This is a genomic window from Clostridium sp. YIM B02506, from assembly GCF_022324845.1.
In the GTDB taxonomy this organism is placed as follows: Bacteria; Bacillota; Clostridia; order Clostridiales; family Clostridiaceae; genus Clostridium_T; species Clostridium_T intestinale.
On sequence record NZ_JAKGTG010000001.1, the window covers coordinates 147,901 to 160,811 of the forward strand.

Here is a 12,911-nt window from a genome sequence, read left to right on the forward strand (position 1 = left end):
TATTTTATTACTTATCATCATATCCAACAACAGTCCATATTCCAGTGGAATCCTTTTTTATTAGCCTCTTTAAATATACTTTTTTAATATTAGTCTTATTTGAATTTACTTCAACTATAGTTTCGACTCCACTGCTTAGTATAATTTTTAATTCTTTATCTTTGATTGGGTAGTCTCCTGTAATACCTTCTGGTGAAACTTGCAAACTTACAAAAACCTGAGCTACAAAAACAGGATCAAGTTTCCATGGCGAATGACCTTCTTCAACGCTCTTTTGAGCTTCTTTTTCAATCTCTAGATTAATGGGAACCTTTATCTGTTGTTCAATTCTATCATCTTTGTAATTTATTGAAATACTGTAAGTTGTGATTTCACTTGCTATTGCTTCACTATTTATATTAAATAATACACCCAAAGCTACCACACAAATTAACCAATTTCTTTTTAACAATTTTATAACCATACTTGTATCCTCCATAGATAAATCTATTTTTATAGCTATGTCTTTAAAATAGTATTCTCTATGATATAAAAGCTTATGCTGATTACTAAAGCAAAAAAGCCATCATATTAATTTTTAATTAATATAATAGCTTAACTTGTTATTAGATGTTCATAAACAATACTCACATCTGATTTATTTAGTTTTATATCGATTTTTAGCTTTATTCTTCAATTTCACACCAATAGTCGAATTTATGAATAATGTAATCATAGATTCTTTTGTTGCTTTATCATCAACGAAAATATTATGTCTTTTACATAACTTACTTAAATCTGATTTAGTAAGTTCGCTATTTTTCATATATGAAGTAGCACTTTTTACGCTATCCATAACCATTATACGTTTATATATTTCATCAGTGTTCATGATTTTACCTCTACATTCTTAAATTGTTCTTATTTACTTGAATTAGTATATCATTTAACCTTATTATTTTTCAACATCATATTTATCACTATAAGCACTTAGACTTTCAATAAATACCTTTGAAATCATTGACAGAGATATGTCTTTGGATATTAGATATGAAAAATGTCTTTTAAAACTATTATCTACTTCTATTATTGATACTTCTTTATTTTTATATGCTTCTTTTGCTACATAGTTAGAAATAAGAGTTACACCTAACCCATTTTTCACAGCTTCCTTTATTGCATAGTTACTTCCAAGTACCATAATATTTCTTGGAACTATCTCATTAGTTGTTAGAAATATATCTAAATATTCTCTAGTTCCTGACCCAAATTCTCTACTTATCCATCTTAAGTTTTGAAGTTTGTCATATGTAAATTCATCTTTTGTTAGAGGATGATCGTAAGGCACCATTAAAACCATATTATCCTCTAAAAAATATTCTTGCTTAAAATCATGTGAAGAAACAATTCCCTCAATAAGTCCAAAATCTAACTTTAGATTTCTAACCCCCTCACATATACTTGCAGTATTTTCAATTATAACTTCTATCTCAATATCTGGATAATCCATGGAAAACTGTTTTAAAAAATTAGGAAGAAAATACTCACCTATGGTAAGACTTGATCCTATCTTTATGTGCCCCTTTAGTGAACTAGATATATTTTTAAGTTCATTTGTTGTATTCTCAACTAATCTAAAAATTTCTTTTGCTCTTCTATAAAGCAACCTTCCACTTTCAGTTATTATAATATTTTTCTGCCTTGAGGATCTAGTAATGAGTGTTGTATTAAAATATTTTTCTAGATTTTTTATATGTAAACTTACGCTTGGCTGAGATAATTTTATCATTTCTCCTGCCTTAGTGAAGTTCTCTTGTTCTACTACAACCATAAAAGTTTTTAGCTCTTCTAACATCCTACCCCCTACATCCTTTCATAATATTAAATTCCTTTTAAGTAATTGCATTATAGCATTTTCTCCTAATATAAACTACAAAAAAGCTATCGCTAACAAATTTAATCTGTTAATGCGATAGCTTATTTAAAATATATGTTTTTATCTTACAAAACTAGTAAATATCTTACCTTCTTTTTCTGGTTCTTGAACATTATCTTTACCATTCTCAACTAACTTCATTAACCAAGCCATGTTCTTCCCTAATGTTCTCATTATTTGAGTTCCTTCTCCATCTTCAACTACATCTCCTGGTTTAGTTCCATGAATTACATTCCAATAGCTTGAAGTAGGTACCAGCATTTCTGAATAGTTTATAAAGTTATTTAATTGTTGGAAAGTTGGAAGTCCACCTGAACGTCTAACTGCAACAACAGCTGCTCCAACCTTATGTCTAAATAAATTTCCATTACTGCTTGCAACATAGAAAGCTCTATCTAAAAATGATTTCATAGTTCCAGCTATTCCTGAATAATGTACTGGTGAGCCAAGTAATATACCATCAGCTTCTTTCATTTTTTGAACCCAGACATTTAAGAAGTCACCTTGCAAAACACATTTTTCATCCTTATTTCTTCCACAACCACCACAAGCCATACATCCTCTTATAACTTGATTTCCCACGTGGACAATCTCTACTTCTATACCTTCTTTTTCTAATTCATCAGCAACTAATTTAAGTGCTTGATAAGTGTTTCCTTCTTTTTTTGGGCTTCCATTAAAAGCAACAACTTTCATTAAAACTCCTCCTAATAACTTAATATAGTTTTTAGTTTACTCCAATATAATTTTATGGACAAGTACGCACTTTTAGGTAAGTCTCATATTTATTTTTTCTTCTTGCTATTTTTTTCTTTCTAAATGATTTCTTCTTTGATACAATATTTATAATTTCTAATCTTTACGATTAATTTTTAAGGGGGCTAAAAAAAATGAGTGAAAGAAAATTAAGTTTTGAAACCTTACAGGTTCATGCAGGACAAGTTCCTGATCCTACTACTGGAGCTAGGGCTGTTCCAATTTATCAAACGACTTCTTATGTATTTAATAACGCAGATCACGCTGCTAATCTATTTCAGCTAAAGGAATCAGGAAATGTTTATACAAGAATAATGAATCCTACAACTGATGTATTTGAAAAAAGAGTTGCAGAACTTGAAGGTGGGGTTGCTGGGCTTGCAACTGCTTCTGGTCAATCTGCCATACTTTATTCTATTCTAAATGTTGCAAGTGCTGGAGATGAAATAGTTGCTGCCGCTACTTTATATGGCGGAACCTATGAATTATTTTCAGTTACTTTAAAGAAACTAGGAATCAATGTTGTATTTGTAAATCCAGATGATCCAGAAAACTTCAGAAAAGCTATTACAGATAAAACTAAAGCTCTTTATGGTGAAACTATAGGAAATCCTAAAATTAATGTCTTAGATATCGAAGCTGTAGCTAATATAGCACATGAAAACAAGATTCCACTTATAATAGACAATACTTTTGGAACTCCATATTTAGTTAGACCTATAGAATATGGTGCTGACGTAGTAGTTCATTCTGCTACAAAGTTTATAGGGGGACATGGAACTACACTTGGAGGAATTATTGTTGATGGAGGAAACTTTGATTGGGCTGCTAGTGGCAAATTCCCTGACTTTACAACTCCAGATAAAAGCTATAACAATCTAGTTTATGCATCTTTAGGTGCACCTGCTTTTGCTTTAAAGGCAAGAGTTCAATTATTAAGAAATACAGGTGCTGCACTTAGTCCACAAAGCGCTTTCTATTTACTTCAGGGACTAGAAACTTTATCTTTAAGAGTTGAGAGACATGTATCTAATACAAGAAAAATAGTTGAGTACTTAGGTAATCACCCTAAAGTTTCTTGGATTAATTATCCTGAACTTGAATCTAGTCCATATAAAACACTTGCAGATAAATACTTACCAAAAGGGTCTGGTTCAATATTCACTTTTGGAATTCACGGTGGTCTTGAAGCTGGAAAGAAATTTATTAATAGCTTAGAATTATTCTCTTTACTTGCAAATGTTGCAGATGCTAAGTCATTAGTAATTCATCCATCAAGCACAACTCATTCAGAACTTACTGAAGAAGAGCAAATAGCTGCAGGAGTTACTCCAGATCTTATAAGACTTTCAATCGGTATCGAAGGTGTTGATGACTTAATTTACGATCTAGAACAAGCTCTTTCAAAAATATAGGTAAAAAAGCAAGAAGTTTATCTTTATAAATAGAAAACTTCTTGCTTTATTTTTTATAGTTCTTTTTTACATTTTATCACTAGATTCTTCAATTTCATCCTGTTTTATATCTGTTTTTCTGCCAAAAGGATTATGATGATTTTCCTCATTGCAATGATGATTAAAGCCTCTTCTTCTATCACAATGCTCTAAAAATCCTCTTCTACCCATATGAGGGTGATTATGATGGTGCATTTCATGTTCAATCTCATCAGCATCACCAAGCTCTTTCTCTAATTCTACAATTATTCGTCCTAAATAGTCTTTAAGATTATTTTGCTCAGACTCATTTAAACATTTAAATAAATCTTTAGTATTATCCTCTTGTTCTTTTTCATTGGTTGCTGCTTTTCCTTCTTCTGTTAAACGAATAATCATTGCACGACGATCTTCTTCTGAAGGTGTTCTAGTTATATATCCGTTTCTCTCTAATTTTGCTAAAAGCTCACCTAATGACTGTGATCTTATGTCCAAAATATTTGCTAATTCCTTCTGAGTAATTTCTGGTTTTAATTTTAATAATGCTAATACTCTTCCTTGACCTCTGTGAATATCCGCCATAGGTCCATGATTTTTGTGATTTTTAAAATGATGTTTATGCATTAACCACTGAAGTCTAGCTAACTGTTTAATTAAATCATTATTACTTTTTTCCATGCTTTTATCTCCTTTAATAAACATACTAAGGTACCTTAGTATGTTGTCAATACTCCTTATTAAATTAAAGTGAAAAAGTCCACTGCACTTCTGCAATGGACTTTTAACTATTTCATTATCTTACATATATTATTAGTAAATTCTACAGGATCATTTATAGATAATCCTTCTATAAGTAAAGCTTGATTATATAATAAATCTGTAAATAAACTTAATTTATCTTTATCATTTTCAAAAGCTTGCTTTAAAGAATTAAATACATCATGATGTACATTAATTTCTAAAACTTTGTCTGCCTTAACATTTTCATTATTAGGCATAGAGTTTAATATTTTTTCCATTTCAATTGAGAGCTCACCATCATTTGATAAACATACTGGATGATTTTTTAGCCTTTTTGAAGCTCTAACATCTTTAACTTTACCAGCTAAAGCAGTTTTCATATATTCAAATAAATCATTATTATCTTTTTCTTCTGCTTCATTAGCTTCTTTATTTTCTTCTGATTCTATTCCTAAATCTCCACTTGATATAGATTTAAATTCTTTTTCCTTATAGTTCATAAGCATTCTTATAGCAAATTCATCTATATCATCTGTGAAATATAATACTTCATAATCCTTATCTAATAGAAGTTCTATTTGTGGAAGTTTTTCTATTCTTTCTTTTGATTCTCCAGCAGCATAATAAATATATTTTTGATCTTCTTTCATTCTTCCAACATACTCAGCTAAAGTTACCATTTTTTTCTCTTTTGAAGAATAGAACATTAGTAAATCTTGTAGAACATCCTTATTACTTCCAAAATCGCTGTAAACTCCAAACTTTAATTGTCTTCCAAAAGATTCATAGAACTTATCATAATCTTCTCTTTTATTTTTTAATAAGCTTTCTAACTCACCTTTTATCTTAGACTTAATATTTTTAGCTATTAGTTTAAGTTGTCTATCATGTTGTAAAATTTCTCTTGATATATTAAGAGATAAATCTTCTGAGTCAACTATACCTTTTACAAAGCTAAAATAGTCAGGTAAAAGGTCAGCACATTTATTCATTATCATTACGCCATTTGAATATAATTCTAAACCTTTTTCATATTCTTTTGTATAAAAGTCAAATGGTGTTTTTTCAGGAATATATAATATAGCATTATAGCTTATAGCTCCATCAACGCTAGTGTGTATATATTTTAAAGGTTTATCAAAACCATAGTGTTTTTCTGAATAGAAATTATCATAATCTTCTTTAGTAAGTTCATTTTTATTTTTTCTCCATATAGGAACCATACTATTTATAGTTTGTTCTTCTATATATTCATCAAACTCATTTTCTGTACCCTCTTTTGGTTTTCTACCTGTTATATCCATCTTAATAGGGTATCTAATGAAGTCAGAGTATTTTTTGATTATTGATTTTAATTTATACTCCTCTAAATATTCATCAAAGTTTTCATCTTCTGAGTTTTCTTTAATCTTAAGAGTAATTTCTGTACCATAAGAATCTTTTTCAGCAGGTTCAATAGTATATCCATCTACCCCTTTTGACTCCCATTTATAAGCTTCATCACTACCAAAGGCTTTACTTATAACAGTAACTTCATCAGCTACTAAAAATGCTGAATAAAATCCAACACCAAACTGACCTATAATATCATATCCATCTTTAAGCTCATTTTCTTTTTTAAAATTTAGGGAACCACTTTTAGCTATAACTCCAAGGTTATCATCAAGCTCTTCCTTTGTCATTCCTATACCTGTATCAGTAAGTGTGATTGTTCTGCTTTCTTTATCAGCAGTTACCTTGATAAAGTAATTATCCTTATCAAAGGTTATGGAGTCATCTGTTAGTGCCTTATAATAAATTTTATCAATGGCGTCACTAGCATTAGAAATAAGCTCCCTTAAAAATATCTCCCTATGAGTATAAATAGAGTTAATCATAAGGTCCAAAAGTCTTTTGGATTCTGCTTTAAATTGTTTTGTTTCCAACGCAAATCTCTCCTCTCGCTATAAAACTACGCTTCATACGCGTAGTTAGTTGAATTTTGTTAGCACTCTATATACTAGAGTGCTAATCCCTACTTTTTATATACCACTTTTTGAATTTTATGTCAAGAGTTCGCTTATATACTTAATTATTATTGGAAATAAAGCTATTACACTTATTACTCTAACAAGCTGTAAAACTGCTACCTTAGGGGTATCCGCTCCAAGTTCATCAGCTATTAGTGTCATATCTGACATTCCACCTGGTGCACTAGAAAATAATGCTGTTGTTATTTCTAAATTACTATTTCTACTTATTAAAAATCCTAAAGCTAAGTTTGTAACTATTATTCCCACAAGTATCATAAGTGCTGGAAATAGAATATCCCCCATACCTGTTAGATCATTAAAGGTCATCCGTTCTCCTATTAATGCTCCTGCACACATTTGAGTTATTCTCCTAAGCGTAAGGGGCATATATCCTCTGCTTGAAAGTATATTAAAAACTCCCACTGATATCATAGAAAAAGTCATAGCTCCAGCAGGAATTTTTAGAAGATAACCTATTGTTCCAAAAATTCCTCCTACAGCTAATGTCATAAATAGATTCTGTATATTACTATTGTTCATATTTTCTTCTTTTTCAACTTTAGTTTTATCTTTTACTATACATACTCCGAGTTTATTACATATCAACTTTAACAAGGATGGCAATATAAGCATTACCCCCATAAGCCTAACTAATTGTAATATTGCAACCTTGGATGTATCAGCTCCTAAATCACTACTTATAATCGACATATCTACAATTCCACCTGGAGCGCAAGCAAAAAGAGATGTAACTAAATCAATTCCAGTAAGTTTATGCATTAAATATCCCATAATGAGATTTATTGATATCATACCTAACGTTATTATTACAGCAGGCTTTATTATTGATTTCAGACTTATAATATCTCTATAAGTTATCCCAGCTCCAACAAAAGCTCCGGCTGCTATCTGTGTAACTATTTTCGCATTTACTGGGAAATAAGCCTTTCCTAAAACTATATTAAAAATTGCTACTGAAATCATAGCTCCTATCATTGCTCCAGCTGGAACTTTTAATTTTAGTGCTAGTGTTCCTCCTACTATTGCTACTAATAGTGTTAATAATAAATTCTGCAATTCTATATCCCCCTTATAAATTTTATTGAACTAACCCCCTTATCATAATACCTATCCTATTACTGTACGTCAAACTTATAAAAAATAAAACCCTTGAAAATCAAGGGTTTTTAATATTAATTTAAAGTCCTTTTTAAGAACTCTCTAGTACGTTCTTGTTTTGGATTATTAAATATTTCTTCTGGTAGACCTTCTTCTGCTATAACGCCTTTATCCATAAACACTACACGATCAGATACCTCTTTAGCAAATCCCATTTCATGAGTTACTACCATCATAGTAAGTCCTGATTCTGCAAGTTCTTTCATAACCTTTAGAACTTCGCCTACCATTTCTGGATCAAGAGCTGATGTTGGTTCATCAAAAAGAATAACATCTGGCTCCATAGAAAGAGCCCTAGCAATAGCAACTCTCTGTTTTTGTCCACCAGATAATTGTCTTGGTTTTGCATTTATAAAACGTTCCATGCCTACAACTTGTAAATACTTCATGGCAACTTTCTCAGCCTCTTCTTTACTTCTTTTTAAAACCTTCATTTGTCCTACAGTACAGTTACTTAGAACATCATGATTGTTAAATAGATTAAACTGTTGAAATACCATGCCTAGCTTTGTACGATATGCACGTGTATCATGTTCATCATGTAAAATATCTTTTCCTTTATATATTATCTCACCACCACTTGGTTTCTCCAAAAGGTTAACGCAGCGAAGAAGAGTAGACTTACCTGAACCCGATGATCCTATGATACAAACAACTTCTCCTTTATTTACTGAAAAATCAATATCTTTTAAAACTTCATGAGTTCCAAAGGATTTATTTAAATGTTTAATATCAATTATTTTTTCCATACTTATCTCCTTTGTCCTTAAATCCTTAACCTAATTATTTTGGTTTCTGCGTAACATATCTTCTGGTGTTTCAACTTGCATTTGGTTTGCATACATAATATAGTTGTCCGGACCATCTATTTTTCTCTCGATAAATCTTAGTATTCTTGTTACTGCAAAGGTCATTATAAAATACATAACACTAGCAATAAAAAACGTTGCAAAAAACTTATAATTGATTCCTGCTACAGATTTTGCTTGGAAAAATAACTCTGTTACAGATATTACACTAAGTACAGATGTATCCTTTATATTTATAACAAACTCATTACCTGTGGCTGGTAATATATTTCTAATAACCTGTGGTAATACTACATTAAGCATAGTTTGAACATGGCTCATACCTATAGCATGTGCTGCTTCAAACTGTCCCTTATCAATAGAAACTATTCCTCCACGGACAATTTCTGACATGTACGCTCCTGTATTTATAGATACTATAAATATACCTGCATATATTCTATTCATATCTATCCCAAAAGCTAAAGCTGATCCATAATAAATTACCATCGCTTGTACTATCATAGGGGTTCCACGGAATACTTCTATGTAAATAGATAATATAGCATTAATAATTTTTAGAACTGCCTTTTTTATACCTCTTTCAGGTACAGGAATAGTTCTAACCATTCCTACTAACAATCCTATAATAGATCCTAAGATTGTACCAATAATAGAAATTAATAAAGTCATACCAGCCCCACGTAAAAACATAGGCCAGTTATTTGAAAAGATTTTTACAATATCCTCAAAAGTCATTTTTTCACTCCTTTAATTTATCTGACGTCTAGCCACTGTAATACCTCTGGTGGGAGATAACATTGGCACGACTCTAGATAGGTTCAACTAAAATTCAGCTGGGGATAAAACCCCATCTGAATCAAGTTTCACTTGACAAAACCGAATGTTATTTAAATACACTCGGCTTTATATATACCTTGCTATTATTCAGCAGCAGGTTGGTTTTTTATAGCATTATCCATTATAGTCTTACGATCTGATTCAGAAATTTTTGATAATGTAGAATTGATCTTAGCTGTTAAATCACTGCCTTTTTTCACTCCTACTGCTATTGCAACATCTTCTTCAGATGCCTTAAATCCATCCTTAAGCTCTATCATCTTGAAATTATTGCTATTAGATTCAGCACTAATTCCTTCTGGACGTTCTGAAACATATGCATCAATTACACCTGACTCAAGGGCAACTCTCATAGCAGAGAAATTATCCATAGCTGTTTGTTTTTGAACTCCTGATATTTGATCTATTACTGAATAGTGAAAAGTGTTTAATTGTGCAGTTACTTTAGCTCCACTAAAATCTTTTAACGAAGTAGCTCCATTATATTTTCCACCTTTCTTAACTACCATAACTAACTCTGATTTATAGTAATTATCTGAAAAGTCTATTGTTTCTTTACGTTCTGCTGTTGGAGACATACCTGCTATAACTGCATCTATCTTTCCAGATTCTAGTGCTGGTATTAATCCATCCCATTCTGTTTTAACTATAACTAACTTTTTACCTAAATCTTCAGCAATCTTTTTAGCTATTTCTACATCATAGCCTCCTGCATATTCTGCAGCCCCATCAATTTTAACTCCACCATTAGAATCATCCTTTTGAGTCCAGTTAAAAGGAGCGTACCCAGCTTCCATTCCAACTTTAAAAGTATCTTCAGTTTTTGATGTATCAGAAGCCTTTGAGCCACATCCTGTAAGTAAAAGTGTTGCTGATAAAACAGCTGTTACTATTAATGATAATTTTTTCATTTTTTGTTCCCCCTCATATTTTTAGCTTGTATTATCTTTTTAAGTTATAAAAAAAGATCTGAGCTGAACTCAGATCGCAATAAACATAGTTGCTACTAGTTTCCCTCCACTTTTCCCTAAATGAGATAGCACAACTCAATAAACTGGGTGGCTTATTGAGACAGTCCTGCAGCTCTTAACTACAGACCCAGCAAATAATAATGAGATTATTATTTACTTCGGCGATATTTCCTTCTCTATAGCATCATTGCTTCTCAAACTCTTCTAAAGACTAATAAATATCGCGCCTCTACCCCACCATTAAAAGTGAGGTTTATTAAATTACATTATAAATGTACAATAATATATTATATATGTCAACAAAAGTGTTATATTTTTTTTAATTTTTTAGTGGAAATTCTAAAACGATTTTACATTATAAGAAAAGTATAGCTGAAAAAATATAAATTTTATCTCTAAATGATTTTTTATTCTTATAAATATATAACCCTACTAAATCAATGACATTAATTTAGTAGGGTAAATTTATAAACTATAATATTCTATATTTCTTTATCTCTGATCACTTATTACTGCGGAACTGTTATAGGTTGATAATGCTGAAGTAGGATCATATGGTGCACCAGTAGGAGTCCCAACTAGCAATGCAATATCAACGGCATTCTGTGGAATTCCCCATGAGTTTCCTGAGAAAACAAATATTGCTCTATCTACAACAAATCCTCTAGTATTATAAGTCACATTATCTACAATATATCCTGTAGAATTTGGATTTAAATATGCTGGTTGTCTCATAAAGTAGAATATATTATTTTGAACTATCAGGTTAACTACATTTCCCTGGGTTAAAAATCCACGATTTACTACCCAACCTGTAGATGGTCCTGCCTGAGGTGGTCCATATATATAGTTATTTGTTAGCTTGTGATTAGTTCCTGCAAATTGTATAAACTCAACTGTATACGCCAAATCGCTTGTAATAGTAAATCCATCTATTGTAACTCCGCTTCCAGTAACAAGGAAAGGAATCACAGCTGCTTGTAATAAAACTATTGTATTAGGATATCCTTGTAATGTTACTCCAGATTTATTAACTGTAATTGTTGCAGTAACTGAATAAGTTCCTCCTAGAACATGAACTACACCTGTAGGCGATACTGCTGTAACACCTTGTTGAATAGTTCCAAATGGGCTTGCCTGAGTTCCATCTCCACCAACCGCACCAGCTTGAACATATACTTCAAACGGATTTGGTTGAACAGTTCCTGTTGCTCCAGTTGCTCCAGTTGCTCCTGTTGCTCCGGTTGCTCCAGTTGCTCCAGTTGCTCCAGTTGCTCCTGTTGCTCCGGTTGCTCCTGTTGCTCCTGTTGCTCCTGTTGCTCCGGTTGCTCCTGTTGCTCCGGTTGCTCCAGTTGCTCCGGTATCCCCAGTTGCTCCTCCAGCAGGCCCTGTTTCACCTATAGCTCCAGTTGGCCCCGTTGATCCTGTTACTCCGGTTTCACCTATAGCTCCAGTTGGACCTGTTGCTCCGGTTGCTCCAGTTTCACCTGTTACTCCTCCAGGTTCGCCTGTTGCTCCTGTTACTCCGGTTGCCCCGGTTTCACCTGTTGCTCCTGTTACCCCAGTTACTCCTGTTTCACCTGTTGCTCCTGTTACTCCTGTTGTTCCTGTTACGCCTGTTGCTCCAGTTGTTCCAGTTACTCCTGTCACTCCAGTTGCTCCTGTTACTCCTGTTACTCCTGTTACTCCTGTTACTCCTGTTGCTCCTGTTACTCCTGTTGCTCCGGTTATTCCAGTACCACCTGTTGGACTAACAATATCATCTTCTACTATAACCATAGTTGCTTTTACTGGAACAGTAGAAGCTAAAATTGCTGTACCTGATCCAATATAGTCTAATGTCAGAGCAACAGGTGCTGCACTAACCTCTATAATGCCAAACCCTACTACTTCTCCCGTTTTAGTAGGCATATTACCTTCTAAAATATCTCCCTGTGAAGATACAGCTGCAAATATAACTGAATTTGGAGCAGTTGCAGTTTGAACTGCTACCCACCAATTAAGAACGTACCTTCCTGCTTCATTGAATGTTATTACTCCTGTTACTGTGTTATAACTAACATTTCCTGCTGAGTAAACAGTATTATCAAAAATAATGTTTGAGCCAGATGCTATATTTTCTGCTACTAAAAGCTCTATCTGTAAAGCTATATTACTCATAAATTTCCTCCTTACATATAAAATTTAGCTTATGGTCTTATTTAACCTAAAGCTTGTCATTTTATAATATGTTTACAGCAAGAGCATAGTTACAA

12 protein-coding genes and 1 riboswitch are annotated in these 12,911 nt (G+C 32.2%); of the genes, 1 reads left to right on the plus strand and 11 read right to left on the minus strand.

Going from position 1 to position 12,911, the window contains the following annotated elements:
• Positions 1–7: 7 nt before the first annotated feature.
• The 4 genes from L1S49_RS00640 to L1S49_RS00655 all read right to left on the minus strand — a co-directional run bounded on the left by L1S49_RS00640 (position 8) and on the right by L1S49_RS00655 (position 2,611).
• Entirely contained in the window at positions 8–463 is a 456-nt protein-coding gene (locus L1S49_RS00640; protein WP_238902123.1) for a hypothetical protein, read from the minus strand.
• Positions 464–637: 174 nt separating this feature from the next.
• Positions 638–871, minus strand: a complete 234-nt coding sequence (locus L1S49_RS00645) for a hypothetical protein (protein ID WP_073019385.1) — start codon at positions 869–871, stop codon at positions 638–640.
• A gap of 63 nt (positions 872–934) precedes the next feature.
• Positions 935–1,834, minus strand: a complete 900-nt coding sequence (locus L1S49_RS00650) for a LysR family transcriptional regulator (RefSeq protein WP_238902124.1) — start codon at positions 1,832–1,834, stop codon at positions 935–937.
• A gap of 141 nt (positions 1,835–1,975) precedes the next feature.
• Positions 1,976–2,611, minus strand: a complete 636-nt coding sequence (locus L1S49_RS00655) for a flavodoxin family protein (RefSeq protein WP_073019381.1) — start codon at positions 2,609–2,611, stop codon at positions 1,976–1,978.
• A gap of 194 nt (positions 2,612–2,805) precedes the next feature.
• Here L1S49_RS00655 and L1S49_RS00660 point away from each other — a divergent pair, with 194 nt between their 5' ends.
• Positions 2,806–4,086, plus strand: coding sequence for an O-acetylhomoserine aminocarboxypropyltransferase/cysteine synthase family protein (locus L1S49_RS00660; protein WP_238902125.1), 1,281 nt, complete (start codon positions 2,806–2,808; stop codon positions 4,084–4,086).
• A gap of 66 nt (positions 4,087–4,152) precedes the next feature.
• Here L1S49_RS00660 and L1S49_RS00665 read toward each other — a convergent pair whose 3' ends face one another.
• From L1S49_RS00665 to L1S49_RS00695, 7 genes are all read right to left on the minus strand, one after another.
• A complete protein-coding gene (locus tag L1S49_RS00665; RefSeq protein WP_238902126.1) occupies positions 4,153–4,782 on the minus strand; it encodes a MarR family transcriptional regulator in 630 nt (209 codons plus the stop codon).
• A 107-nt stretch (positions 4,783–4,889) separates the two neighbouring features.
• The gene (gene htpG, locus L1S49_RS00670) at positions 4,890–6,770 is read right to left on the minus strand and encodes a molecular chaperone HtpG (RefSeq protein ID WP_238902127.1); all 1,881 of its coding nucleotides are present in this window, start codon (positions 6,768–6,770) and stop codon (positions 4,890–4,892) included.
• A 117-nt stretch (positions 6,771–6,887) separates the two neighbouring features.
• Positions 6,888–7,934 carry an AbrB family transcriptional regulator gene (locus L1S49_RS00675; RefSeq protein ID WP_238902128.1) on the minus strand — a complete coding sequence of 349 codons (1,047 nt, stop codon included), beginning with the start codon at positions 7,932–7,934 and terminating at the stop codon, positions 6,888–6,890.
• A gap of 116 nt (positions 7,935–8,050) precedes the next feature.
• Entirely contained in the window at positions 8,051–8,785 is a 735-nt protein-coding gene (locus L1S49_RS00680) for an amino acid ABC transporter ATP-binding protein (protein WP_021803422.1), read from the minus strand.
• A 30-nt stretch (positions 8,786–8,815) separates the two neighbouring features.
• Positions 8,816–9,583 carry an amino acid ABC transporter permease gene (locus tag L1S49_RS00685; protein WP_021803423.1) on the minus strand — a complete coding sequence of 256 codons (768 nt, stop codon included), beginning with the start codon at positions 9,581–9,583 and terminating at the stop codon, positions 8,816–8,818.
• A 185-nt stretch (positions 9,584–9,768) separates the two neighbouring features.
• The gene (locus L1S49_RS00690) at positions 9,769–10,596 is read right to left on the minus strand and encodes a transporter substrate-binding domain-containing protein (RefSeq protein ID WP_238902129.1); all 828 of its coding nucleotides are present in this window, start codon (positions 10,594–10,596) and stop codon (positions 9,769–9,771) included.
• A 118-nt stretch (positions 10,597–10,714) separates the two neighbouring features.
• Positions 10,715–10,896: riboswitch (Lysine riboswitch) on the minus strand.
• A gap of 252 nt (positions 10,897–11,148) precedes the next feature.
• Complete coding sequence (locus L1S49_RS00695; RefSeq protein WP_238902130.1) at positions 11,149–12,816, minus strand: collagen-like protein; 1,668 nt, start codon at positions 12,814–12,816, stop codon at positions 11,149–11,151.
• Positions 12,817–12,911 lie beyond the last annotated feature (95 nt).